Annotated in this window: 27 protein-coding genes, 2 pseudogenes and 1 other annotated feature; of the genes and pseudogenes, 16 read left to right on the top strand and 13 right to left on the bottom strand. The window is 44.8% G+C overall.

Features of this window, described 5'->3' with window-relative positions:
* Positions 1-66 precede the first annotated feature (66 nt).
* The 8 genes from lptC to Q0K92_RS06635 all read left to right on the top strand — a co-directional run bounded on the left by lptC (position 67) and on the right by Q0K92_RS06635 (position 5,987).
* On the top strand, positions 67-633 hold the full coding sequence (gene lptC / locus Q0K92_RS06600; protein WP_297325017.1) for an LPS export ABC transporter periplasmic protein LptC: 567 nt from the start codon (positions 67-69) through the stop codon (positions 631-633).
* 11 nt (positions 634-644) lie between these two features.
* Entirely contained in the window at positions 645-1,175 is a 531-nt protein-coding gene (gene lptA / locus Q0K92_RS06605; protein ID WP_297325018.1) for a lipopolysaccharide transport periplasmic protein LptA, read from the top strand.
* A gap of 42 nt (positions 1,176-1,217) precedes the next feature.
* Positions 1,218-1,940 carry an LPS export ABC transporter ATP-binding protein gene (lptB, locus tag Q0K92_RS06610; protein WP_297325019.1) on the top strand — a complete coding sequence of 241 codons (723 nt, stop codon included), beginning with the start codon at positions 1,218-1,220 and terminating at the stop codon, positions 1,938-1,940.
* Between the two features lie 49 nt (positions 1,941-1,989).
* Positions 1,990-3,447: an RNA polymerase factor sigma-54 gene (locus tag Q0K92_RS06615; protein WP_297325020.1), complete on the top strand. Its 1,458-nt coding sequence runs from the start codon at positions 1,990-1,992 to the stop codon at positions 3,445-3,447.
* A gap of 19 nt (positions 3,448-3,466) precedes the next feature.
* Entirely contained in the window at positions 3,467-3,793 is a 327-nt protein-coding gene (gene raiA / locus Q0K92_RS06620; protein ID WP_297325021.1) for a ribosome-associated translation inhibitor RaiA, read from the top strand.
* A 93-nt stretch (positions 3,794-3,886) separates the two neighbouring features.
* Positions 3,887-4,354: a PTS sugar transporter subunit IIA gene (locus tag Q0K92_RS06625; RefSeq protein WP_297325022.1), complete on the top strand. Its 468-nt coding sequence runs from the start codon at positions 3,887-3,889 to the stop codon at positions 4,352-4,354.
* Positions 4,341-5,300: an HPr(Ser) kinase/phosphatase gene (gene hprK / locus Q0K92_RS06630; RefSeq protein ID WP_297325023.1), complete on the top strand. Its 960-nt coding sequence runs from the start codon at positions 4,341-4,343 to the stop codon at positions 5,298-5,300. Before Q0K92_RS06625 ends, hprK begins: the two co-directional genes overlap by 14 nt.
* A 69-nt stretch (positions 5,301-5,369) precedes the next feature.
* Entirely contained in the window at positions 5,370-5,987 is a 618-nt protein-coding gene (locus Q0K92_RS06635) for a flavin prenyltransferase UbiX (protein WP_297325024.1), read from the top strand.
* An 18-nt stretch (positions 5,988-6,005) separates the two neighbouring features.
* On the opposite strand, the gene Q0K92_RS06640 is transcribed toward Q0K92_RS06635, so the two are convergent.
* The 3 genes from Q0K92_RS06640 to Q0K92_RS06650 form a co-directional block, all read right to left on the bottom strand.
* A complete protein-coding gene (locus Q0K92_RS06640) occupies positions 6,006-6,620 on the bottom strand; it encodes a 5-formyltetrahydrofolate cyclo-ligase (protein WP_297325025.1) in 615 nt (204 codons plus the stop codon).
* A 15-nt stretch (positions 6,621-6,635) separates the two neighbouring features.
* Positions 6,636-7,706, bottom strand: coding sequence for an A/G-specific adenine glycosylase (gene mutY, locus Q0K92_RS06645; protein WP_297325026.1), 1,071 nt, complete (start codon positions 7,704-7,706; stop codon positions 6,636-6,638).
* A 132-nt stretch (positions 7,707-7,838) separates the two neighbouring features.
* Complete coding sequence (locus Q0K92_RS06650) at positions 7,839-8,093, bottom strand: Rho-binding antiterminator (RefSeq protein WP_110341816.1); 255 nt, start codon at positions 8,091-8,093, stop codon at positions 7,839-7,841.
* Between the two features lie 145 nt (positions 8,094-8,238).
* On the opposite strand from Q0K92_RS06650, the gene Q0K92_RS06655 reads away from it, so the two are divergent.
* Positions 8,239-8,574 (top strand): YnfA family protein, encoded by a 336-nt coding sequence (locus Q0K92_RS06655; RefSeq protein ID WP_366084143.1) that lies wholly within the window; start codon positions 8,239-8,241, stop codon positions 8,572-8,574.
* Between the two features lie 41 nt (positions 8,575-8,615).
* Here Q0K92_RS06655 and Q0K92_RS06660 read toward each other — a convergent pair whose 3' ends face one another.
* From Q0K92_RS06660 to Q0K92_RS06675, 4 genes are all read right to left on the bottom strand, one after another.
* Positions 8,616-9,449, bottom strand: coding sequence for an HDOD domain-containing protein (locus Q0K92_RS06660; RefSeq protein WP_297325027.1), 834 nt, complete (start codon positions 9,447-9,449; stop codon positions 8,616-8,618).
* Between the two features lie 144 nt (positions 9,450-9,593).
* The gene (gene trpC / locus Q0K92_RS06665) at positions 9,594-10,448 is read right to left on the bottom strand and encodes an indole-3-glycerol phosphate synthase TrpC (RefSeq protein ID WP_297325028.1); all 855 of its coding nucleotides are present in this window, start codon (positions 10,446-10,448) and stop codon (positions 9,594-9,596) included.
* Position 10,449: 1 nt separating this feature from the next.
* On the bottom strand, positions 10,450-11,481 hold the full coding sequence (trpD, locus tag Q0K92_RS06670) for an anthranilate phosphoribosyltransferase (RefSeq protein ID WP_297325029.1): 1,032 nt from the start codon (positions 11,479-11,481) through the stop codon (positions 10,450-10,452).
* Between the two features lie 9 nt (positions 11,482-11,490).
* Positions 11,491-12,072 carry an aminodeoxychorismate/anthranilate synthase component II gene (locus Q0K92_RS06675; RefSeq protein ID WP_297325030.1) on the bottom strand — a complete coding sequence of 194 codons (582 nt, stop codon included), beginning with the start codon at positions 12,070-12,072 and terminating at the stop codon, positions 11,491-11,493.
* Between the two features lie 245 nt (positions 12,073-12,317).
* On the opposite strand from Q0K92_RS06675, the gene rpsF reads away from it, so the two are divergent.
* From rpsF to dnaB, 5 genes are all read left to right on the top strand, one after another.
* Positions 12,318-12,725, top strand: a complete 408-nt coding sequence (gene rpsF / locus Q0K92_RS06680) for a 30S ribosomal protein S6 (protein ID WP_297325056.1) — start codon at positions 12,318-12,320, stop codon at positions 12,723-12,725.
* Positions 12,726-12,731: 6 nt separating this feature from the next.
* Positions 12,732-13,034, top strand: coding sequence for a primosomal replication protein N (priB, locus tag Q0K92_RS06685; protein WP_297325031.1), 303 nt, complete (start codon positions 12,732-12,734; stop codon positions 13,032-13,034).
* Between the two features lie 19 nt (positions 13,035-13,053).
* Positions 13,054-13,335 carry a 30S ribosomal protein S18 gene (gene rpsR / locus Q0K92_RS06690; RefSeq protein WP_110341801.1) on the top strand — a complete coding sequence of 94 codons (282 nt, stop codon included), beginning with the start codon at positions 13,054-13,056 and terminating at the stop codon, positions 13,333-13,335.
* A gap of 11 nt (positions 13,336-13,346) precedes the next feature.
* Positions 13,347-13,802 (top strand): 50S ribosomal protein L9, encoded by a 456-nt coding sequence (gene rplI / locus Q0K92_RS06695; RefSeq protein WP_297325032.1) that lies wholly within the window; start codon positions 13,347-13,349, stop codon positions 13,800-13,802.
* Positions 13,803-13,924: 122 nt separating this feature from the next.
* Entirely contained in the window at positions 13,925-15,313 is a 1,389-nt protein-coding gene (dnaB, locus tag Q0K92_RS06700) for a replicative DNA helicase (protein WP_297325033.1), read from the top strand.
* A 74-nt stretch (positions 15,314-15,387) separates the two neighbouring features.
* Here the strand turns inward: dnaB and ycaC are convergent, their stop codons facing one another.
* The 3 genes and pseudogenes from ycaC to Q0K92_RS06715 form a co-directional block, all read right to left on the bottom strand.
* Positions 15,388-16,017: an isochorismate family cysteine hydrolase YcaC gene (gene ycaC, locus Q0K92_RS06705; RefSeq protein ID WP_297325034.1), complete on the bottom strand. Its 630-nt coding sequence runs from the start codon at positions 16,015-16,017 to the stop codon at positions 15,388-15,390.
* A 38-nt stretch (positions 16,018-16,055) separates the two neighbouring features.
* Positions 16,056-16,406, bottom strand: coding sequence for a SnoaL-like domain-containing protein (locus Q0K92_RS06710; RefSeq protein WP_297325035.1), 351 nt, complete (start codon positions 16,404-16,406; stop codon positions 16,056-16,058).
* A gap of 60 nt (positions 16,407-16,466) precedes the next feature.
* A pseudogene (locus Q0K92_RS06715) lies at positions 16,467-17,362 on the bottom strand (pirin family protein).
* Between the two features lie 355 nt (positions 17,363-17,717).
* On the opposite strand from Q0K92_RS06715, the gene Q0K92_RS06720 reads away from it, so the two are divergent.
* Both Q0K92_RS06720 and Q0K92_RS06725 read left to right on the top strand, forming a co-directional pair.
* Entirely contained in the window at positions 17,718-18,896 is a 1,179-nt protein-coding gene (locus tag Q0K92_RS06720) for a trypsin-like serine protease (RefSeq protein ID WP_297325036.1), read from the top strand.
* Positions 18,897-18,998: 102 nt separating this feature from the next.
* A pseudogene (locus Q0K92_RS06725) lies at positions 18,999-20,279 on the top strand (IS3 family transposase).
* Positions 19,276-19,391: a sequence feature (AL1L pseudoknot), on the top strand. (Overlaps the previous pseudogene by 116 nt.)
* A gap of 5 nt (positions 20,280-20,284) precedes the next feature.
* Here Q0K92_RS06725 and Q0K92_RS06730 read toward each other — a convergent pair.
* From Q0K92_RS06730 to Q0K92_RS06740, 3 genes are all read right to left on the bottom strand, one after another.
* Positions 20,285-21,205: a sulfotransferase domain-containing protein gene (locus Q0K92_RS06730; RefSeq protein ID WP_297325037.1), complete on the bottom strand. Its 921-nt coding sequence runs from the start codon at positions 21,203-21,205 to the stop codon at positions 20,285-20,287.
* A 148-nt stretch (positions 21,206-21,353) separates the two neighbouring features.
* The gene (locus tag Q0K92_RS06735) at positions 21,354-22,154 is read right to left on the bottom strand and encodes a WecB/TagA/CpsF family glycosyltransferase (protein WP_297325038.1); all 801 of its coding nucleotides are present in this window, start codon (positions 22,152-22,154) and stop codon (positions 21,354-21,356) included.
* 56 nt (positions 22,155-22,210) lie between these two features.
* The gene (locus Q0K92_RS06740; RefSeq protein WP_297325039.1) at positions 22,211-23,392 is read right to left on the bottom strand and encodes a glycosyltransferase; all 1,182 of its coding nucleotides are present in this window, start codon (positions 23,390-23,392) and stop codon (positions 22,211-22,213) included.
* Positions 23,393-23,555 lie beyond the last annotated feature (163 nt).

Consider the following 23,555-nt stretch of genomic DNA (forward strand, 5'->3'; position numbering starts at 1 on the left):
ATTTTAATCAGTGAGATTAGATTGATATTGAATATTCTGGAATAATCTTAACCAATAATCGTTTAAATGTTCAGTCGCCTTCATATCAGCTTTCCTTTGGTTCTTTTTATTCTTCTGATTCTATTGACATTTTGGTTGGATCGGATAACCCGGCCGCCTGAGCAAACTAAGGATGATGATTTGTATCGTAATCCTGATTATATCGCTGAAGATTTGTCGGGTATCCAAGTGGAGTACGGCAGAGCGATTCAGCGAAAATTTACTGCGCAGAAGTTGTCTCATTATCTCAATGAAAATGTTACGCAGATGGAGCACGTTAGTTTTGTGAATACCGAACCGGAAAAGCCGCTCATTCGTTTGCAGGCGGATCGTGCGGAAGTGAGAAATAAAGGTGAGAATATTTTCTTGACGAACAATGTGACTGCAATCAGAGGTGCTGATGATGAAAAAGGCAAAATTACCTTGACGACTAATTTTTTGCATCTTATTCCGGATGAAAGCTTGGTTAAAACAGACCAAGCGGTAACTATTTCAAGATTGCAGACTACGATCAACGCGATCGGGATGGAACTGAATAATCAGTCTGGGATGATACAGCTCCTGACACGAGTGAAAGCAGTCAATACTAAGTGATAAAAGAAACCATGAAATTTATTTATGTCGTGTGCTTATGTGGTTTGCTCTTTGCCCAGTCTGCGATGGCTGAGCGGGGGGATCGGAAAAAACCGCTTCACCTGGAGGCCGATCGTGCGACTGTTGAGGATGTTAATCGTAAAGAAGCCAGCCGGGTCAGTGTATTCACCGGAAATGTGATCCTCACGCAAGGCACCATGCGGATTAACGCTGATAAGGTGATCATGAAAGAAGATCTGAACGGATTCAAGCAGGCGACAGCAACCGGAGATCTGGTTAGTTTTCGTCAGAAACGTGATGGCTTGAATGAATATGTCGAAGGTTGGAGTCAACGAGTTGAGTACGATAGCAAGACGGATAAAATTGAATTATTCCGGCAAGCACGATTAAAACGTGGTTCTGATGAAGTGCAAGGCGATTATATTTCCTATGATATGAATAGTGAATTCTTTAAAGTGATCGGCAGCAAGGAACGCGGTGTTGAAACGGGACCTGATAAACGAGTACGCATCACTATCCAACCTAAAGACAAATCTGAGTAGCACATTTCGATGCTAGATTAGAAATCAATGTAATTCCAGCGAATGAGCGAGCTAAAAGCCAGTAATTTAAAAAAGCGTTATAAATCACGCACCGTAGTACAAGATGTCTCTTTTTCACTGAATAGCGGTGAAGTGGTTGGTTTGCTGGGTCCGAATGGTGCAGGGAAAACCACCTGTTTCTATATGATCGTCGGTCTGATGCCTCTCGATGGCGGGGGAGTATATCTGGATGATCAGGATTTAAGTCAATTGCCGATCCACCAAAGGGCAAATCTCGGATTGAGCTATTTGCCGCAAGAAGCATCGATTTTCCGACGTCTGACCGTTGAAGAGAATATTTTTGCCGTATTAGAGTTGCAGAATTTGGATGATGCGACAAAACAGCGGTATTTAGATGGCTTATTACATGATTTGCATATCAGTCATTTGCGTAATAATTCGGCAATCAGTTTGTCGGGAGGCGAGCGCCGCCGCGTTGAGATAGCCCGTGCTTTGGCATCGCAGCCGCGTTTTATCCTACTCGATGAACCTTTTGCTGGTGTTGATCCGATTGCTGTTGTGGATATACAGAAAGTGATCACGTTTCTTAGAGAACGAAAAATTGGTGTACTGATTACTGATCATAATGTTCGCGAGACATTAGGAATTTGTGATCGAGCGTATATCATTAGTGAAGGTCAGGTGCTGGCTAAAGGTAAACCGGAAGAGATCATTCATAATGAACAAGTCAGGGAAGTTTATTTGGGAGAACATTTCCGATTGTAACGTTACGAATGGATTGAGTCATTTAGCAATCGATAGTTGCTCCTAAATCATGAAACCAACACTTCAATTAAAGCTGGCTCAGCAGCTTAAACTGACACCTCAACTACAGCAGTCTATTCGATTGCTGCAGTTATCAACGCTTGAACTCAATCAGGAAATTGAACGTATTGTGCAGGAGAATCCATTATTGGAATTGCGTGAAGATTGGAACACATCGGCAACGGATTGTTCACCCATGGATTCAGAGTCTTCTGACTCACCAGATTTTGAAAATAGGCCAGCTGAGATGGCAAGCTCTTCTGAAGACAAAGTATTACCTGAAGAAACGCATAAAGATGATTTTGAATGGCCTCAGGAGAATCTTTTTTCTTATGGTGCTTATGAGGATGACGATCATGATGCGCCACAGATTCCTGCCAAACCAATCAGCTTGCGTGAATATTTGAATGTACAAGCATCGTGCTTGAATCAGATTTCCGAGCGTGAGAGAAGGATTATTGGCTTATTAATCGATAGCTTGGACGATGACGGCTATCTGCTCCAGCCTTTAAGCGAGCTCATGGAAATGCTGCCTGCAGAGCTAGGCATCAGTCTCAATGATTTGCAGAGTGCGCTAAAGTATTTGCAGCGCCTTGATCCGCCGGGTGTGGGCGCACATGACCTACAAGAATGTCTGGCGCTGCAACTGCAAGCGCTGCCTGATAGCATGGCGCATCGCGATCAGGCGTTACGAGTGGTGCAAGAGTACCTGAAGATCTTGGCATCGCATGATTTTATTCAAATCAAGAAATTATTAGGATGTGATGATCAGAGCTTGCGTGCTATTCAGAAGTTGATCACCAACTTGAATCCTAAGCCGGGCGCTGAATTCAGTTCTCAAAGCGCACGCTACATTGTGCCGGATGTCACCGTGACAAAAAAGAATGGCGTTTGGGTGGCGAATCTTAATATAGACGCGCTTCCGAAACTCAGTATTAACCATCTGTATGCTAACATATTGAGACAAGCGCAGCATAACTCAGCAAACACGTTAGCAAACCAACTGGGTGAAGCGAAGTGGCTGATTAAGAATATTCAGCAGCGTTCAAGTACCATTCTGAGTGTGGCTAACGCTATTGTAGCGCGGCAGCAGCAATTTTTTGAACATGGAGAAGTTGCGATGCGTCCGCTGGTATTACGGGAAATTGCAGAAACTTTGAATTTACATGAATCTACGGTATCACGCGTAACCACACAAAAATTTATGCACACGCCTCGCGGAATTTTTGAGCTGAAATATTTTTTTGGCAGCCATGTATCCACAGATTCCGGAGGAGCCTGTTCAGCGACGGCGATTCGTGCATTGATTAAGCAATTGGTACAAGAAGAAAACTCCAAGAAACCCTTGAGTGATAACAAAATTGCAAATATTCTTGAACAGCAAGGTATTGTCGTTGCTCGTAGAACTATCGCGAAATATCGGGAATCGTTGTTAATCCCTGCAGCAAATCTTCGCAAATCATTTTAATTAGAATAAAGGAAGGATAATGAATCTTAAACTTACCGGCAACCATGTGGAAATTACCGATGCCATGCGTGATTATGTCACTTCAAAAATCAGTAAAATTACACGTCATTTTGATCATGTGATTGATGTCAGTGTCATTTTATCGGTAGAGAAGCTGAAACAAAAGGCGGAAGCGAACGTCCATGTGCGCGGCAAAGATATTTTCGTGGAAACTGATAGTGAAGACATGTATGCATCGATTGATAGTCTTGTAGACAAGCTGGACCGGCAAATACTCAAGCACAAAGAAAAGAACCTTGAGCGTCGCAACCACGGTGCATTGAAAGATCAGGATTTTGAGCAATAAAGAATTATTACGCATGCCTCTGTTTCCAAGCAATAGCCTCAGATATTTCTTGGAGCACCACATTAGCATTTGACTGAACTAATCTTTTTTTCCATGAATTTAATTTCACAATTATTACCGCCGTCCAATGTTATTGTTGATTTAGATGTTGCCAGTAAGAAACGTGTGTTTGAGCAAGCCGGGTTACTATTTGAAAATACCAGTCAGATCGCGCGCAGCCAGGTTTTTGATAGCTTGTTTGCACGCGAGAAGCTGGGTTCAACAGGCTTGGGGCAAGGCGTTGCTATTCCGCATGGTCGGATCAAAGGGCTGCGCGAAGCGGTTGCCGCTTTGGTAACGATGAAGGAAGCCATTCCGTTTGACGCGCCTGATGGTCAACCAGTCAATATCGCCTGTATTTTATTGGTGCCGGAAAAAGCTACCGATAAGCACTTACAAATTTTAAGTGAATTAGCGCAAATGTTCAGCGATAAACAGTTTCGTGAAAATATCCTGCGCAGTAAGGATGCGGCGGAGATTCATAGACTCATCGCTGATTGGGAACCGAATGTCACAAATTAGCATTGCACAGTTATTTGAAGATAAAAAGGAAAAGCTTGGCTTAACCTGGATAGCCGGCCAGAGCGGCGGCACTATCGAGCTCAGCGATGAGGCGATCGAAAAATCCGCTCAAGGCATGATCGGCCACCTGAATTTTATTCATCCGGATTGGATTCAAGTCATCAGCAGCGATGAAATTCATTATTTAAACAAACTCGAACCGGCTTCGCTTGAGAAGAAGCTGAATCAGCTGACGCACAGTAACTTGGCTTGTATCATTGTCGCAGATAATGCCGAGGCCCCTGTGTCCGTCTTTAACATGGCCAGTAGCTGTAATATTCCATTGTTGTGCTCGCCGTATCCTAGTCTGGAAATTATCTGGGTAATACGTACCTATTTAGGGAGTGTTCTGGCACCCTCCTGTAGCTTGCACGGCGTACTGCTGGATGTTCTGGGTATGGGCGTCATGATCACAGGCGAAAGCGGCGTGGGTAAAAGTGAACTGGCCTTGGAGCTGATCAGCCGCGGTCATGGCTTGGTTGCTGACGATGTCGTGGAGTTACGCCGCATTGCGCCTGAAACATTGGAAGGCCGCTGTCCTCCGATGCTAAGGGATTATCTCGAAGTGCGGGGACTGGGCATGCTGAATATCCGTACAATTTTTGGCGAAACAGCGGTGCGGCGCCATAAGAATATGAAGTTGATCGTTCATCTACAAAATAGTGGTGGAACCGATACTAGCGTGTTGGAACGATTACCTTTGAGTAATCTGAATGAAAATATTATGAGCGTTGATATTCGTAAGGTCATTATTCCTGTGGCTGCCGGGCGGAATCTGGCGGTTCTGGTTGAGGCGGCAGTACGGAATTATGTCTTGCAATTACGCGGTATCGATAGCATGAAGGATTTTATCGAGCGCCATGAACAAGTCATGAATGGCGAGTCAGCAGACAAGAATCAAAAATAACGCAATATTTGCAAAATATCTCCAAATCGTTCTTAATGAGAGCGATTTCTTAGATTAACTCTGATTGACATGAAAAACCCCCAAACAATCACTCTGGCACTGACCGGTGCATCCGGAATGCCTTATGGTATCCGCTTGCTGGAGAAATTGTTGGCTGAGAATAAGCAGGTCTATCTGTTGTACTCACAAGTAGCGCAGATTGTCGCGCAGCAGGAAATGAAATTAGCCTTACCTTCTCGCGCTAAGGAAACCGAAATATTTTTTAATCAGTTATATCATTTGCCCGCAGGACAGCTACGTGTATTTGGCCGTGAAGAATGGTTCGCGCCAGTAGCCTCGGGTTCGAATCCTGCGGATGCCATGGTGATTTGTCCTTGCACGATGGGAACCCTGGCGGCGATTGCTGCAGGTATGAGCCAGAATTTGATCGAACGTGCGGCGGATGTGACATTAAAGGAAAATCGCCCGCTTATTATCGTGCCAAGAGAGACGCCGTTTTCTACAATTCACCTGGAAAACATGCTCAAGCTGGCACGTAGTGGCGTAGTCATTCTAGCGGCGAATCCGGGTTTTTATCATCACCCGCAGACGATACAGGACATGGTGGATTTTGTTGTTGCCCGTGTTCTGGATCATCTGGGTATCCAGCATACACTGATGCCTCGTTGGGGAACCGAAAACGACTAATGCCAATAGGTTGAATATCTATTCGGCAGAATCCTGAAGTGTGGCGACAGGTGTGAGCGCATGGTTTTGGGTATGAAAAATGCCCGCTTCAGTTACCACATAATGCATCGCGATATCATGTGGTTGGGGATGAATATTTTCCAATCGCAGGATCTCAAAAGCGATCCCGATGGTTAATGGCTGCGGTTGATAAGTAGCCAGAGTACGATCAAAATACCCGCTACCATAGCCCAAACGATAGCCATGCCGATCAAACCCTACCATTGGAACAAGAACCGCATCAACCCTGACAGTTCTTGCCTCTGCAGGAACGGGGATATTATGAGCACCATTTTTCATGGGTGCGTCAGGCAGCCACTCACGAAAACAAAGCGGCTCATTTTTGTTAATGATTTCCGGTAATGCGAGCGTTGCTCCCTGTTGTCTAAAGTACTCAGCAATTAGCCGTGGGTCGTATTCGCCGCGGAACGGCCAATAAATTCCAATCGTCATTTTCTGAAGTTTGGGAAAACCTTGCTTAAGAAAATCAGAAATTAGTTGACTCCATTGCTGATGAACTTCATCCGATATGGCCTCGCGGGCTGCAATCAATTGCTTACGTTGATGTTTCCTCCATTCCGATAGATTTTCCATGGTTTTTATTTGAACTCAGGTAGTAAGGGTACGGTTATCAGATAAGAAATTTTGTTTTAACAGTTTCCTGACAGGTGTCGGAATAGCTTGTTCAAGTGCGTCAGTTGGTTGAATCCAAATGAATTTATTGGATGGTACGAGAGTGTCTGAAATGACTTGCAGCAGCTGTGGATAAATGCGTAACTTGAAATGTGTAAATTGATGATCTAACGTTGGTAATTCAATGGGGGGCTGGACCTTGATGCCCCAATGGTGTTGACAATAAAGTGCAGCATCCGTCCTGGCTTCGATTTCGGGTAGACACCATAATTCTCCCCAGATACCTGAAGCGGGTCTTTTCTCTAAAAGTAATTTTTGATGTTGCATCAGCAGTAAGAAAACGGTTTCCTTTTGTGGTAAAGGTTTGCGCAATTTTTTTGTTGGTAATTGATCCACCCGGTTTTCTTTGTATGCAACACAGTGCTGCTGCAACGGGCAAGCCTGACAAAGAGGGGCGTGACGTGTACAAACGGTAGCGCCCAGATCCATCAATGCTTGTGTGTAAATTTCAATCTGACCGTCACGATAATGAACGGGTAACAATTCTTCAGCTTTGTTCCACAATAGGGCTTGTATCTTACTGTCGCCCGGATAGCCTGTAATTCCAAAGCAGCGTGTGAAAATTCTCTTCACATTGCCGTCCAGAATAGCTTCGCGTTTGCCAAAAGCAAAAGCGGCTATGGCGGCAGCAGTTGAGCGTCCGATTCCCGGCAGTTGTTGGAGCGATGTTAAGGTATCCGGGAATTGTCCTTGATAATCTTGCATCAGGATGCGCGCAGCTTGATGTAAGTTGCGGGCACGTGAATAATAGCCAAGACCGCTCCAGAGTGCCAGTACCGCATCGAGAGGCGCCTGCGCCAGACTGCTGATCGTCGGGAATGCTTGCATGAAGCGCAGATAATAAGGAATGACCGTATTGACTTGCGTCTGCTGCAGCATAATCTCGGATAACCAGATAGCATAAGGATCCCGACTCCTTTGCCAAGGCAGATGATGGCGACCGTATTGCTTATGCCAATGCATTAACTGAGTTGCGATCAATGACATCTTTGCACGCCTAAGTAAGCTGTTTTCAAAGAATGGAGTGGCGCATGAGTTTTTATCATTGTGGAGTAAAGCCTGAGCAACTGAGTTTACAATGTCAAGAGGGGAGCAATATGGATGGTTTTTGCAAAAAAGTTACTCAAAAACAACTTCATTAAATTTGGCATTGGGTGTCAGCACTTGCATTTTGGCAAGCTGGGTTAATTCAATGTGCTGTCTCGAACCGCAATCAATGACTAAACATTCGCGTCTTTCAGGAGAATTAACGATATCAATGGCTTTGCCCTCAATGATCTGGTTATTTTTTAACATGAGCTTAAGCTGATAGCCATACATACAAGCTACTTCGACAAAATCATGAAGTTCACACGAGATTGCATCCTGAGTCATAGCGATAGATTCCTTTAAGTGGTATTAAGTAAGCATACTATATACGATACCGGAAGCAAGATGGCAAGGCGGCATTAAACTGAGTTGCACTGACCGTCAAACAATTTTGTTGGGGTTATTTTCAATGTCATTTCAAAACTAAGTGATGGAAATTCTAAAAACATTAGGCCTATTTACTGCTACTGCGCTTGCCGAGATAATTGGCTGTTACTTGCCCTATCTTTGGTTAAAGGAAGGAAAATCTATCTGGCTGCTTCTGCCGGCAGCAATTAGCTTGGGCATATTTGTCTGGTTACTGACACTTCATCCTCAGGCTGCGGGTCGTGTCTATGCCGCATATGGCGGTGTTTACATTTGCGTGGCGCTGATGTGGTTGTGGGTGATTGACGCGGTTCGGCCAACCGTCACAGACTGGATTGGCGTACTGATTTGTTTAGCCGGTGCGATGGTAATTATGTACGGCAGGCAATTGGTTAGGTAAGTAGAGAGGCGTAATAAATTGTGCCAAATCTCAGTTCCAATTTAGCCTTCATGCTGCTTATCAGCGCCTACGATGGTCATAATTTCCCATGCCTGCAAGTGCAAAAGTTTGGCTATTTCGTCATAATCATCAGGCAAAGCGGCATCATCCCAACCATTGGCAGAATGTCTGGCTAGATTGACAGCGAGGGTCACATTACGAACGCGCTGCAGGGTTGAGCTGTTGTCGTCCATCAGCGTAATTAACAGTTGTGGTAATTTCCATGTCACAGCGAGTTCCAGCTGCAATTGATTCAATGTGAATCCAAAAATGCTTTCTTGTGCGGTTGCACTGCGTATGGTTTTGTCTTGTTTCTGTAGGTTTCTGATCTGCAGCATTTCGTTGGGTGCAAAGCACCACATCAATATTTCCGCAATATCATGCAACAATGCTGCGACACGGATTTCTTCAAAATGTAAGTCGTGCAGGCGAACTGCCCAGTCAAACGCATAGGAAGAGGCAATATTTGAGCGATGAGCGGTTTTTAACAGATAAACGAGCGCACTCATGTTATTGCGTCCCAGGATTTCTTCCACCAGTGGTTTTGCAGAGACTTTATTTAATGTCGTTTCGAGTCCAAGCATCATGACAATCTGCTCGACCTCCACGACGTCATGTCCCTGATTGCGATGTTTATGCTGTTGCAAATAGCGTAGTAGCTTAACTGTCATAAGCGGATCATATTTCACAGCGTGGGCAATGCTGCGAGCGCTTAGGTGCTGCTCATCTTGTTCCAGGATGGCAAGATTACGTGCAGTTTGTTTTAAAACAGGAATTTCTGCGGTGGTAAGAAAATCTACCCATTCTGATAGTTTTCGCTGTTTTTGCGGTAGCATGCTGAGCTCCTGATTTAAGGTGTCGTGCAGTTTCCTACGACATTTCTTTATAAATTTTTAGGAAACAACAAGCTATCTACTTTCAGTTACTCAATCAGAAATGTGTTTTTGCGGGAGTTCGTGCTAAAACCATGCAGCAATGAATCACGAAAATAATCGTTCTAGTTCAATGCCTGGATCTTCAGCGCGCATGAAAGCTTCGCCGACAAGAAATGCATTCACCTGGTTGTTGCGCATCAATGCAACATCTGCGGGGTGATGTATACCGCTTTCCGTGACAACGATTCGATGAGATGGAATTTTATGCAGTAATTCCAATGTCGTGGTTAGCGATGTTTCAAAAGTCCGTAAGTTACGGTTATTAATGCCTATTAGCGGTGTGGCAAGTTGCAGTGCCAGATCCAGTTCTGCCGCATCATGAACTTCCACCAGCACAGCCATGCCCAGTGAATTGGCCAGTTCTTCAAGTTTCAGCATTTGCACCAAAGGCTTGGCGCCGGATTCACGGCTATCGTGTTCTAACAAAAAAGCACTGACTATCAGCAAAATACAATCCGCATTCATGGCACGCGCTTCAGCAATCTGATATGCGTCAAGAATGAAATCCTTACGCAAAACCGGAAGCTGGCACGCGGCGCGTGCTGCTTGTAAATACTCGGGGCTGCCCATGAAAAATTGTTTATCCGTCAATACCGATAGGCAGGCTGCGCCATGCCGCGCGTAAGTTTTGGCGATTTCGGCCGGTAAAAATTCAAACGATTGCGCATTTGCTCCGGATGAACGTCCACGCAAGATGCCTTTGCTGGGACTGGCTTGTTTGATCTCGGCAATCACAGCCGATTGCCCCGCATCGATTTTGTTACGAATCGCTGCGATAAAATCACGTGGAGGGAGCGCTGATTGGGCTTCCTGAAGTAATAGTGAATAGCATTTTGATGCTTTGGCGGCAGCAATTTCTTGTTTCTTGACAGTAAGAATTTTTCTCAGAATATCGGACATGTTATTTTTCAGCAGAAATTTTTTGAGTGAACGCCACGAGTTCATGCAGTTTCTTGAATGCCGCACCGCTTTCAATAGCTTGCTGCGCTGTTTTTATGCCCTGTTCAAGCGTGTCCACAATACCGGCCGCATAAATAGCGGCGCCGGCGTTGAGTAAAACGATATCACGAGCAGGGCCGGCGACATTTTCCAACACGGAAAGCAGCATTGTTTTGGCATGCGCGCTGTCCGTAACCTGAATCGCTTCGATTGAAGATGTTGTAAGATTAAAATCTTCCGGCCGGATGGTATAAGTCTCTACCTTGCCGTTTTTCAATTCACTGACATGTGTTTCACCGGTTATTGTAATTTCATCCAATCCATCGTGTCCGTTGACTATCAACACATGTTGACTGCCCAGTCGCTGCAGCACATGCGCCAACGTTTTAACCAGATCGCGATTAAATACACCGAGTACTTGCCGTTTGGCGCCGGCAGGATTGGTGAGCGGTCCGAGGATGTTGAATAATGTTTTGACACCGAGTTCGCGCCGTACTGGCGCGGCGTGTTTCATGGCAGCGTGATAATTGGGAGCAAACATAAAACCGACACCGATTTCACTGATGCTCTGTGCAACTTGTTGCGGTGTTTGATTCAAATTAACATCGAGCGCTTCAAGGACGTCAGCGCTACCTGATTTGCTTGAAACTGATCTGCCGCCATGCTTGGCGACGCGCGCCCCCGCAGCTGCGGCAACGAATGCCGACGCCGTTGAAATATTGAATGTGTGTAATGAATCTCCGCCTGTGCCACAGGTATCGACCAGATGAGCGCTATCGGGAATTTCAACCTTGGTTGCCAATTCACGCATGACTTCGGCAGCTGCGGCTATTTCTCCGATGGTTTCTGTTTTTACCCGGAGACCGATGATGATTGCAGCGATAAGAACGGGTGAGAGTTTCCCTTGCATGATTTGCCGCATTAGGGACACCATTTCATCGTGCGGTATTTCTTGATGCGCAATAATACGGTGCAGTGCTTCTTGTGGAGTCATTGCGTGACCTTATTCAGCCTGATTTACAGATCGGTTAAGAAAATTTTCGAGCATTTGATGTCCATGCTCGCTCAAAATGGATTCGGGATGAAATTGGATACCTTCGATGGCCAGTGTTTTATGGCGTATCCCCATAATTTCACCGTCTTCGGTCCATGCTGTAATTTCAAGACAATCGGGTAATGTCGAACGCTCGATGACCAGTGAGTGATAGCGAGTCGCGATAAAAGGGTTTGGCAAATCCCGAAAAACACCCTGATTATGATGAAAAATTGGCGAAGTCTTGCCATGCATCAATTGTTTTGCATGAATAATCCGTCCGCCGAATGCTTGCCCGATACTTTGATGCCCCAGGCAAACCCCCAAAACCGGAATATCCCGGCTGAACTGGTTAATCACTGACAGCGATACTCCCGCCTCATTGGGCGTGCAGGGGCCGGGAGAAATGACTATTCGTTCGGGGTTGAGTTGCGAAATTTTATCCAGGGTAATTTCATCATTCCGGTATACAACAACGTGTTCGCCCAATTCAGAGAAATATTGCACCAAGTTGTAGGTAAAGGAGTCGTAGTTATCAATCATTAGCAACATATTTTGTTAACACTTTGTTTGTACATGCTATTGTTAAAATTTTCGTGAGAAAGATTATATCAAATGATGGGTGGTCAAATTAAACGAATAAATTTTACCAGTTCAATGATAATGCTAATAATATAATCACAATTATTTGAACATTATTTGATATTGCCTTATTAATTCAGTAAAATTACACGGTTTTAAACCTTGTCTCACCATGATTATCTCAATTGATGGGAGACTTTACCCAAAAGGAATTTATGCGACACTACGAAATAGTTTTTATTGTTCATCCTGATCAAAGTGAACAAGTGCCAGCAATGATCGAACGTTATCGTGGTATTGTTACTACAAAGAACGGCAAAATTCATCGTATGGAAGATTGGGGGCGCCGCCAACTTGCCTATCTGATTCAGAAAGTTCATAAGGCGCACTATGTGTTAATGAATATCGAGTGTGATCAAGAGACCTTGGATGACTTGGATCATGCGTTCAAATTCAATGATGCTATTCTGCGTCATTTAACCATTAAAACAAAAGGGCCTGTCACAGAACCATCACCCATGATGCGCCAAGAGGAAAGATCGAGTGCCGCAGGCTTGCACACTGCGGATGTAAGCGCTGAGGAGTCCGATGATACGCCGGAAGAATCCAGCGCCTCTGCGTAGACTGTATTGCAATTGGAATGTAACCAAACAATCATTTGTGGAAAAATTGCCAAACTAGGCATTTTGCGTTACACGCCTGCCGGTATTGCCGTTATCGAGTTCACAGTCAAGCATGTATCTCGACAAAAGGAAGCTGGTGTAGCTCGACAAATAATATTGGATATTCTTGCAGTAGCATTGGGACAATTGGCTTTGACTGTTGCCGGATTTAAGCTTGACAGTACGGTTAAACTCATTGGGTTTCTCAATAGAAAAAGTCATATGAATCAACAGTTGGTATTGCATACCGATCATATCGAACTTATTTAATCAGATAATAGGAATTAAAATGACACGTTTTACAAGACGTAAAGACAGTAAAGACAAAGAAAGAGAGAAAAAAGCCAATCGTCCTTTGTTTAAGCGCAAAAAGTTTTGTCGTTTTACTGCGGAAGGCATAAAGAATGTTGATTATAAAGACATTGAAATCTTAAAAGACTTTATTAGTGAGAATGGCAAGATAATTCCAGCGCGCATAACCGGAACAAGCGCTTTTTATCAGCGCCAGCTCAGTACAGCAGTGGAATATGCTCGTTTTCTGGCACTATTGCCTTATACTGATCAGCACTAAGGAGTCATGATATGCAAATCATTTTGATGGAAAAAGTTACTAATTTGGGGCAATTGGGTGACATTGTGAATGTCAAAAGCGGTTTTGCGCGTAATTATCTGATCCCTCAAGGAAAAGCAAAACGTGCAACCGAACAGGCGATTGCAGAGTTTCAATCTAAACGCGCCGAGCTTGAGAAGATTCAAGCGGCATCGTTAGCAGCTGCTCAGGCTATTGCTGATAAATTGGATGGATTGTTAGTACAGATTACCCAAAAAACCGGCAATGACGGCAAGTTATTTGGTTCAGTCACCAATGCAAATATTGCTGAAGCGCTTGCTGTTCAAGGTTTTGTCATTGAAAGATCAATGATTCGCATGCCGAATGGGCCGCTGAAACAAGTTGGGGATTACCCGCTTACCGTTGCGCTGTACAGTGATGTTTCAGCAAGTATTACTGTCTCTGTGTTAGGCGAAGCAATGGTTTGATAGTTATAAAAAACTCTCAGAGAAAATGCTTAAAAAGGACTATTCACATAGTCCTTTTTTATTTGGAATTCAGCAGATGATAGAATTAAACATTAACCACTTGTGTTCCTAAATGGATATCCATGGCGCAATCACCCATCAGTATCAGTCAAGATCAGTTTTTAGATTCCTATAAAACTCCGCCGCACTCTATTGAAAGTGAACAATCTGTGCTGGGTGGACTCATGCTGGATAATAATGCCTGGGAGAAAGTTGCCGACATCATTACCGATAGTGATTTTTATCGACAGGATCATCGTCTGATCTATCATCATATTTGTAAATTGATCGAGCAAAACAAGCCTGCCGATGTTGTCACGATCGCCGAGTCGTTGGAAATATCAGCAGAACTTCAAACTGTTGGCGGACTCGCGTACATAGGCACGATCGTACAAAATACCCCGTCGGCCGCTAATATCAAACGCTATGCCGAGATTGTCCGTGAACGTTCAATTATGCGTAATCTGGCGCAGGTTGGCGTGCAGATAACGGATTCTGCTTATAATCCCGCTGGCCGCTCTGCAGCCAATTTACTAGACGAAGCGGAAGCAAAAGTTTTTGAAATTGCTGAAGAAGGTGCCCGAGGTAAAGAAGGATTCATGGATATTCAACCGCTCTTGAAGCAAGTGGTTGAAAGAATAGAATTACTTTACAGCCAAGATAATCCGAGCAATGTAACCGGCATTGCTTCCGGTTTTCACGATCTCGATCAAAAAACATCCGGATTTCAACCCGGAGACCTGATCATTGTAGCGGGCCGGCCATCCATGGGTAAAACGGCCTTCTCGCTCAATATTGCAGAACATGTTGCCTTGGAATTGCATAAACCGGTCGCTGTATTCAGTATGGAGATGGGTGGCGCACAGCTGGCAATGCGTATGCTGGGATCTGTCGGCAAGCTGGATCAGCATAAGGTTCGTACCGGTCGTCTTGACGACCAGGACTGGCCTAGACTGACCCATGCATTGGGCAAGCTCAATGAAGCGCCTATTTTTATCGATGAGAGCGCGGCGCTGAATGCGCTGGAACTGAGAGCACGGGCCAGGCGGCTTTATCGTCAGCATGGTGAGTTGGGCTTGATTGTGGTGGATTATTTGCAGCTGATGTCTTCCAGCAGTCAAGGCGAAAATCGTGCCACTGAAATTTCGGAAATATCGCGCGCTTTAAAAGGATTAGCCAAAGAACTTAAAGTGCCTGTGATCGCATTGTCCCAGCTTAACCGGAGTCTTGAACAGCGCCCCAATAAGCGCCCTGTCATGTCGGACCTGCGGGAATCGGGTGCAATAGAACAGGATGCCGATGTGATTCTGTTTATTTACCGTGACGAGGTGTATAACCCGGACTCACCCGACAAAGGTATTGCAGAAATTATCATTGGTAAACAGAGAAACGGGCCGATTGGCAAGGTTGATTTGACTTTCCTGGGCGAATATACCCGTTTCGAAAGCTATGCTAAGTCAGAATATTATTAACAGGATGTTTCTCAGTAGTTCGATTTGATCCATATTTTCCATTGACTTGCAGTTTCAATGAGAGCTAATCCACCTTATTTCTTGGTGATGGCAAAGTAGCTTGTCATCAGATTGCGGTAGTTGGGCAGATAGCTGGAAAATAAGGCACCCAGACCTTCGACATCGTTGCGCCAATCACGGTGCAATTCGCAGGCCACGCCAAACCAGCTCATCATCTGCACGCCGGCTGCTTGCATACGCATCCAAGCTGCATCACGGGTCACTTCATTGAATGTACCGGAGGCATCGGTGACGACAAACACTTCATAGCCTTCCTCGATGGCGGACAATGCCGGAAAGGCAACGCAGACTTCGGTGACTACGCCGGCGATGATCAGTTGCTTGCGGTCGGTCTTTTTAATCGCCTTGACGAAATCTTCGTTGTCCCAGGCATTGATGTTGCCGGGACGTGCGATGTAAGGCGCGTCGGGAAACATTGCTTTGATTTCAGGAACGAGCGGTCCGTTCGGGCCATCCTCGAAACTGGTGGTCAGAATGGTGGGTAGTTGAAAATACTTGCCGCACGCTGTCAAAGCCAGTACGTTATTTTTGAATTCATTCGGCGAGAAATCCTGTACCAGCGAGATCAGTCCTGCCTGGTGGTCTACCAATAGTAAAACAGCATCATCTTTGGAAAGTCGGTTGTATTTGAAAGTCTGGTTCATTGCCGTGCTCCTTAGGGTTTTGAGTATGAAGCTATCGTTCAATACAGCGCATAGAAACGGTCGCTGATGATCTTGCCGTCCTGCCAGTGTTGCACCGCCACCTGATCGAATTTTTTATGCCCGAAGTCTTTGTGCTGATACTCGTAATGCCACTCGGTCATCGTCACGTTGTCACCCACGGCGGTCGATATGATTTCCGATTTAAGCCATGCCTCAACACCTTTGAATAACTCGGATTCACGGTCTTTGGCTTGTTTTAAACCTTGTGCCACCACATCATTTTTCTCGATCACGATACAATCGGGATGATAATATTTATCCATCGATTCCAGTATTTCACCTTTGAGAATCATCCGATTTAAGTCGTTGAGCTGCTCTTCCAAAGTCATTTTTATTTCCCCGAATTGAATGATGATTGGCTCAATAGATTCTATTGCCTAATCAGCCTGTCAGTGCTCATGATATTTCCCCATCTTGCCACTCTGATAATCCACCATGGCCTGGCGAATTTCCTCTGCAGTGTTCATAACAAACGGGCCGCTGCCCGCGATAGGTTCATCGATCGGTTCACCGCATAGTAGCAGCGCTGTCGTATTGGGTGCGCTATCGATATGAATATAATCACCTGCCCGATCAAACAAACCGACTTCTGCTGCGCCAATGGTTTCAGATCCATTGACGCGCGCCGAGCCTTTGAGCACTGCCAGCAGGGTGTTGTAGCCATCCGGCACAACCAGGTCGATGGGCTGTTCGTTGGTTAAACGCAAGTCCCATACGTTGATTGGCGAAAAGGTATGCGCCGGTCCAGCAGTTCCCTCGAATTCACCGGCAATGACACACGCACACTTCCTTGACCGTTCGGGAGCTGGACGACAGGAATCTGGCTATTCAGGATACTTTGATAACGCGGGGGCGACATCTTATCTTTGGTAGGTAGATTGACCCATAATTGCACCATCTCAAGCACACCGCCATGTCGCGCAAAATCCCGACCATGGAATTCTTCGTGGACCAGACCGGAAGCTGCCGTCATCCATTGCACATCGCCTGGGCCAATTTTGCCGCCGTTACCGGAACTATCACGGTGTTCCACTTCACCACTATACACAATGGTAACGGTTTCAAAACCGCGATGTGGATGCTCGCCCACGCCGCGGCGTTGTTCGGTCGGTGGAAATTCCATCGGTCCTGCATAATCGAACAGCAAGAAGGGACTGATCATGGGCCCCAGCGCTGAATAGGAAAACAGTGTGCGCACCGGAAAACCATCACCGACCCAATGCTGATTTGTATTTCGCTGGATGCGCAACAATTTCTTGAATGATGCTTCAGGTTTTATTGTCATCATGAATTGTCTCCTGTTATTGAGGAATCACGCCCATTCATCATACTACGCTATTGTTCGCATGAGCAATTTGGAAAGCTGCTGGGAAGCGGCTCAATTGATGAGAATTCTCAACCAAAACTGTTTCTGTATGAACATGTGAGTTTTGTCACATGCCTGTGATTATTAGTGCAGTTATATTTTGCATTAGGGGAGTTTTTTCATGAACTTCCCTGAATTAGAAGATCGATATTGAATTTCTAACATTTAGTAATTTATCGACCAGATGATCTCGGGCAAATCAAACGAAATTAGGATTGATAGTATCCTTGAGTGAAATTCAAATTTAATTAATTAAAAGAATAGGAGCTTTGCGATGAAGAAGATCAAATTTTTCCGACTAGCTGCAGTTTTTATGTCGCTATCTTTCCTAAGTGCTACGAGCTATGCAGCAGTTTCTGGTGGCGAAGTAAAACAGAGCGGCAATGTAACTATTTTAACAGCGCCATCAAATAATCTGCAGTCTCAAATGGCTAATATTAATTTTTCTGGTGCGCGTGCAATACAAATGCCCGAACCGCCACAAATGGTACCGGAAACTCTGGAAATTTCCGGCGGAGCAAAGAAAGCCTTTAAAGGCACACCTGGTTTTTCATCCGGGCAATCAGGAAACGGCAAGGAAAATCCTATGTCGATTCCTAAATTGAATTCAACCGATGCAAGTGATGGAATCTCAACACAAGAATTTGGAACATTCCAACATCCCTTCACTACATCACGTGCCGATGCTAAAGCGGGTCGAGTGTCTAAAGAATATCCTTTTAGAGCATCTGGTAAGCTATTTTTCAATATCGGCACAAGCACATTCGTTTGTTCTGCTTCTTTAATCAAAAAAGGCATCATAGTAACTGCTGCTCACTGTGTAGCGGGGTACGGAACTAACGCGTTTTATAGTAATTGGGTCTATGTACCTGCCAAGAATGATAGATTTACTCCTAATGCGCCCTATGGTGTATATGGCGTTACGAGTGCTGTAGTCATGACGTCATGGATCAATGGAACTGATGGATGTGATGTTGTTTGTCCAAATGATGTTGCCGTGCTGGTGGCAGCTCCTATTGCAGGTGTATACCCTGGTGATCGCACAGGTTTCTTAGGCTATGGCTGGAATAACTTTGGTTTTACTTCTTTTGCAGGACTTAATGCAACCGAAATTACCCAATTAGGTTATCCGGTAGGACTGGGGAATGGTGGTGCGATGCAGCGTACAGATTCGCTTGGTTACACGATAACAACTGCCGGATGGTTTAACAATATCCAGATTGGTTCAAGAATGAGGGGTGGTTCCAGTGGTGGACCTTGGATTGTAAATTTTGGTATTGACCCTGCTGCAACGCCTGATCTTCCAGGCCTAAGCGCTCAAAAGAATACCATTGTTGCCGTGACAAGTTGGGGTTACACCAGCACTGATCCCAAGGTACAAGGAGCCAGCCCGTTTACGAGCGGTAATATTGTGCCGCTGGTCAACACAGTCTGCCCTAGCGCAGCATGTTAATGTATAGTAATGCATAGCAGTAAGCCCCCGGTTATGTCGGGGGCATCACAATTGAATCGCCCCGGGTTTTCCAGAGATAAAATGGTTTGAGAGGCGGAAGAGATGAGAAATCAAATCAGCTATTCACCGGAAGTACGAGAACGATCGGTAAGATTGGTATTCGAGCTGCAAAAGGAGCATGAATTGTAATGGTCGGCGATCAAGTCGATCGCATCAAAGATTGGCTGCACAGCGGAGACGTTGCGAACGTGGGTAAGACGAACAGAGATTGATCAGGGAATTCGAGGCGGCATGTCGAGTGCGGATCGTGAGAGGCTCAAGGAATTGGAACAGGAAATCGGGAATTAAAGCGAGCCAACGAAATATTACGTAAGGCACCGGCCTATTTTGCGAAAGGACGCTCGACCTCCAACCGAAATAATGGTGACATTTGTCGATAGCAACAAAGCAGAATACGGGGTCGAGCCAATCTGCAATGAAATCTGGATTGCCCCGTCGAGTTATTACGAACACAAAGCACGCGAGCGAGATCCGGATCGATTGCCTGATCGCATCAAGCGGGACATGAGACTAGAACTTGATATACAGCGGGTATGGAAAGACAATTTCCGCGTTTATGGTGCTCGCAAAGTATGGCGGCAGTTGCTGCGAGAAGGTATTGGTGTTGCTCGTTGTACGGTCGAACGGTTGATGAAGAAGCTTGGAATGCAAGGTGTTCGACGCGGCAAAAAGTGTTGGACAACCATTTCGGACGATTTGCTTGACCGGCCAACGGACAAGGTTAACCGGCAATTTGTAGCTGCCCGGCCCAATCAACTGTGGGTGGCGGATATTACATTTGTAGCGACGTGGATGGGATTTGTTTATGTGGCTTTTATCACCGATGTTTTTGCCCGGTATATTGTTGGTTGGCGAGTGAGTCGTTCATTGCGAACGGATCTGGTACTGGATGCATTGGAACAGGCACTATGGGCACGGCGGGAAACCGCAGGATTGATTCATCATAGCGACCACGGTTGCCAATATTTGTCGATTCGCTATACGGAACGTTTGGCGCAGGCAAATATTGACGCTTCCGTCGGCAGCATCGGAGATTCTTATGACAATGCCATGGCCGAGACCATCAATGGTTTGTACAAGACCGAAGTCATACGGCATCGCGGTCCTTGGCGTAGTATCGAAGAAGTAGAATTTGCTACATTGGAGTGGGTGGATTGGTTCAACAATCGAAGACTGCTGGATGCAATCGGATATGTCCCGCCGGTAGAATTTGAAAAGGCGTATTATCGCAATCGGGAGGAGTCAGCTGATGCACTTGACTCAAGAAAATATGTCTCTGGAAAATCCGGAGCGATTCACCCAAAACACTTCCATGATGAGTAGACTGCTTAAATGTCCCAAGGCACTCTTTTTATACCAGCTAATGCCTGCAATGCGCCAATGCTGGGCCAGTAATATTGCTTAAGCCTACTATAGCTTTCATCTGATATTTCATCGTAACCTTCTCTTCCTTGATTAATCTTTTTATACAAACTCACCATGAACTGCTTCAGCCTAGGTCTTTGTCGCAGAAAACGCTCGGATTTTGTATTGAAACTAATTGCTGCTTTATGCAACCATTTCACTCTGCTTTCATAGGTAACATTAATTTTCTTGAAGTTGTAATCATCAAAGTAATTTGGAGAGATTTCAAGAAACTGACATAGTTGACGCATGAAGCCGTGTATATCACGATCCATGTCTTCAAAAAACATTACCTTGATTTGATTTTCTGGAAACTGCTGGTAGTAATATTTGAGGTAATCGGCATAGCGACCAAAACTGATCACTTTCAAATACCATTCATCAATACCCAGTTCGACAGGGGTTTTCTGGCCGGAGTCATAAGCAATGCATTTATCAATGTACTCCTCAAAACTCAAGTCCTTACTGATATTCAGCTTACCAACGTGGAAGTTAAACGAAGAATACATTCGATCTATAGGGTTTCTCAAAATGAACAGCAGTTTAGTGTGAGGTATCATCGCATGGATGCGTACTGCTACTTCTGCCCCACTACCGAGATAGCCTGGTGAAGCTTCCATCACTATCGCTGCTTGATGAGCACAGTCTTCAAAATAGCTTGCATAATTGGCAATATCCTTCTCGCGATCACCGGTATATGAATTACGGAAGAAATCTGTTTCTTTGATAATTGAGCCACAAACTGAAGGATGCGTACTCAGATAGGTAAACACCGATGTTGTACCAGCCTTTTCTGTGCCAGCAATAATAAAATTGGCCAAACCGGTTCCGGGTACTTTCTTCATGTATTACACACCTTTCTTGAGAACAAGGAATTAAATCATCTTATGCTGCTTGAATACAAAAATCAGATATTATGATTCACAATTATTATTTATTTCAAGCTGTTGTAGTACATTATTTTGAATAAACTGCAGAAAAATATAGGCTAGATTAGTCACGGCCACGCGCTGCTCGCTCCAAGTTGCCGATTAGGGATACTTCTTGCAAAAATTTTTGTCCTCGTAAACGCCGCCATAATACTCGCATGATGAATACCGGATTACCCACGATATAACGCACAAACATCCTTCTCGGTTCCATGATGAACCGAAATAACCATTCTAAGCCAAATTGGCGCATCCATTGCGGTGCACGTGGCATTGTGCCAGAATAGAAATCAAACAATGCTCCCACACCCAGCAAAACAGGGACACGTAGTTTATCGGCATTACGAGCAATCCAAAATTCTTGCATCGGCACCCCCATTGCCACCAAAAGGATTTGTGCATCACTGTCATTGATAGCTTTGATCACTTCCGGTTCATCATCTGCACTAAAGTAGCCATCATGAGTCCAAACAATATTCAGGCCAGGAAATTGATTACTCATGTTATCTGCACAACGTTGCGCGATGCCTGGATGCGCTCCAAGGAGCGCCAGCTTAATTCCGGAATCTGCAGCATCACGACAAATTAATGGAAACAGGTCTGTTCCATTGACATTGTCCTTGAGTAGACAACCCGCAAACCTAGAAGCTAATCGCATGCCGCTACCATCTGCAAATAACAGAGTTCCTCTATCCTGCAATACACAAAGATAATTCGTATTTACAGCGGCGATATTAATACAATGCGCGTTGACAAAATAAATCTTACGCCGCACACCTAACTTGGCATCGTGAATAATATTCGCACTCGCACCGATTAATGTTGTATCTTCTATATGTAATCCAAATAAAGAAACATGACTCATAGAATACATTCACCTTAACAGTTTTGTCAGTGTCTACAATTGATAGCGTTCCATAACTATCGCTTACCAAGAATTGCATCATAAACATGAGCCACACTCTGTGCCATACTGCGATCTGAAAAACTTGCCACCTGTAATCGGTAAGCTTCTTCGCGTATAGCATTCCAATCATATTTATTATTTATTAGCTCTGCCAATACAACAGCCAACTTCTCCGCATTTCCTGCAGGGACTATCAAACCAGTGCGCCCATGTTCCAGCACTTCTGGGATTCCTTCCACATCTGACGCCACTACCGGCACTCCCATCGCCATGGCTTCCAAGATTACCATGGGCATACCTTCACCAAAAAGGCTAGGTAATACCAATACATCCATTTTGGCAAACTCGGCGTTTACATCTTGAGTGAAGCCAATCCAGTCGATTACATCCGCAACACCTAGGCGTTCAGCCATTTCTTTGATTGTCTTTTCATACTCTATCGTTTCAAATGGACCTACTGCTCGTAGACGTACAATTTGTCCCATCTGACGTAATTTTGCCAAAGTCTGGATCAGAACTTCCATGCCTTTACGTGGACGAAAAAGCGCCACACTACCGATTACCCATTCCACATTTGACTTGAGTCGATTGGGTAAAGTACCAGGCGTTACTACTCCATTAGCGACCATACTAATTCGCGTCGACGGCCATCCCTGTTTCCTCAGATAGATTTCAAGGCTTCTCGATACTGGAATCAATCGCGCAACTCCAATTAGACTCAATCGTTCCATGATCGCATTCTTACGATTGCGCCAAACGCTTTCAGTATCACGTGTAGTAGGACTATGTACGTGATGCACTAACGGCACACCAGTCAACCAAGCTGCTATCCGTCCTACCAAGGCGGCACGCGGAGTATGCGTATGCAATAGGGCATAACCATCTTGTTTCATAATACGTGCAATTTTCCATGCCGGTGCTAAATCAAATTTAGACTTCATCGGCACTTCAAATAATGGCACGGTAGAATTCCGACAGGCAGAAAACTTAGCTGGTTTGATGCAAACAAAACCCACTTCATAACCATAATCTGGTAAACGCAAAGCCAGAACATCCTGCACTCGCTCGGCACCGGAGAAAAATTCTCCGTTGATAACATGCATAATTTTTATTTTCTTCTCACTGACATTCATGTTAGGTACATTGATAAAGGAATTGAACGAGAATTCTTGCTCTCCCGCATTAATATTGATCAATCACATCTTTAGAGAATCCAGGAAAACGTATTAAGATACCGCAGATAGATGAGCATTATTATTCCAAAGCTGCTTCCAATTCAACACGTGGAAACCTATCCGCTAAACATTTAATTGACTAATGCGCTAATACCCAAAATATTTATTCTACATACAACTATAT

The organism is Nitrosomonas sp. (assembly GCF_024282095.1).
In the GTDB taxonomy this organism is placed as follows: domain Bacteria; phylum Pseudomonadota; class Gammaproteobacteria; order Burkholderiales; family Nitrosomonadaceae; genus Nitrosomonas.

Excerpts from the sequence above, each read along its gene's own strand:
- Q0K92_RS06720 (WP_297325036.1), top strand. The coding sequence starts at position 17,718 with ATGAAGAAGATCAAATTTTTCCGACTAGCTGCAGTTTTTATGTCGCTA.
- lptA (WP_297325018.1), top strand. The coding sequence starts at position 645 with ATGAAATTTATTTATGTCGTGTGCTTATGTGGTTTGCTCTTTGCCCAG.
- dnaB (WP_297325033.1), top strand. The coding sequence starts at position 13,925 with ATGGCGCAATCACCCATCAGTATCAGTCAAGATCAGTTTTTAGATTCC.
- Q0K92_RS06615 (WP_297325020.1), top strand. The coding sequence starts at position 1,990 with ATGAAACCAACACTTCAATTAAAGCTGGCTCAGCAGCTTAAACTGACA.
- Q0K92_RS06660 (WP_297325027.1), bottom strand. The coding sequence starts at position 9,449 with ATGCTACCGCAAAAACAGCGAAAACTATCAGAATGGGTAGATTTTCTT.
- rplI (WP_297325032.1), top strand. The coding sequence starts at position 13,347 with ATGCAAATCATTTTGATGGAAAAAGTTACTAATTTGGGGCAATTGGGT.
- lptB (WP_297325019.1), top strand. The coding sequence starts at position 1,218 with ATGAGCGAGCTAAAAGCCAGTAATTTAAAAAAGCGTTATAAATCACGC.
- Q0K92_RS06625 (WP_297325022.1), top strand. The coding sequence starts at position 3,887 with ATGAATTTAATTTCACAATTATTACCGCCGTCCAATGTTATTGTTGAT.
- Q0K92_RS06635 (WP_297325024.1), top strand. The coding sequence starts at position 5,370 with ATGAAAAACCCCCAAACAATCACTCTGGCACTGACCGGTGCATCCGGA.
- ycaC (WP_297325034.1), bottom strand. The coding sequence starts at position 16,017 with ATGAACCAGACTTTCAAATACAACCGACTTTCCAAAGATGATGCTGTT.
- Q0K92_RS06735 (WP_297325038.1), bottom strand. The coding sequence starts at position 22,154 with ATGAGTCATGTTTCTTTATTTGGATTACATATAGAAGATACAACATTA.
- rpsR (WP_110341801.1), top strand. The coding sequence starts at position 13,054 with ATGACACGTTTTACAAGACGTAAAGACAGTAAAGACAAAGAAAGAGAG.
- trpD (WP_297325029.1), bottom strand. The coding sequence starts at position 11,481 with ATGACTCCACAAGAAGCACTGCACCGTATTATTGCGCATCAAGAAATA.
- Q0K92_RS06650 (WP_110341816.1), bottom strand. The coding sequence starts at position 8,093 with ATGACTCAGGATGCAATCTCGTGTGAACTTCATGATTTTGTCGAAGTA.
- Q0K92_RS06730 (WP_297325037.1), bottom strand. The coding sequence starts at position 21,205 with ATGAAGAAAGTACCCGGAACCGGTTTGGCCAATTTTATTATTGCTGGC.
- rpsF (WP_297325056.1), top strand. The coding sequence starts at position 12,318 with ATGCGACACTACGAAATAGTTTTTATTGTTCATCCTGATCAAAGTGAA.
- trpC (WP_297325028.1), bottom strand. The coding sequence starts at position 10,448 with ATGTCCGATATTCTGAGAAAAATTCTTACTGTCAAGAAACAAGAAATT.
- raiA (WP_297325021.1), top strand. The coding sequence starts at position 3,467 with ATGAATCTTAAACTTACCGGCAACCATGTGGAAATTACCGATGCCATG.
- Q0K92_RS06710 (WP_297325035.1), bottom strand. The coding sequence starts at position 16,406 with ATGACTTTGGAAGAGCAGCTCAACGACTTAAATCGGATGATTCTCAAA.
- Q0K92_RS06675 (WP_297325030.1), bottom strand. The coding sequence starts at position 12,072 with ATGTTGCTAATGATTGATAACTACGACTCCTTTACCTACAACTTGGTG.
- lptC (WP_297325017.1), top strand. The coding sequence starts at position 67 with ATGTTCAGTCGCCTTCATATCAGCTTTCCTTTGGTTCTTTTTATTCTT.
- Q0K92_RS06655 (WP_366084143.1), top strand. The coding sequence starts at position 8,239 with ATGGAAATTCTAAAAACATTAGGCCTATTTACTGCTACTGCGCTTGCC.
- hprK (WP_297325023.1), top strand. The coding sequence starts at position 4,341 with ATGTCACAAATTAGCATTGCACAGTTATTTGAAGATAAAAAGGAAAAG.
- mutY (WP_297325026.1), bottom strand. The coding sequence starts at position 7,706 with ATGTCATTGATCGCAACTCAGTTAATGCATTGGCATAAGCAATACGGT.
- Q0K92_RS06640 (WP_297325025.1), bottom strand. The coding sequence starts at position 6,620 with ATGGAAAATCTATCGGAATGGAGGAAACATCAACGTAAGCAATTGATT.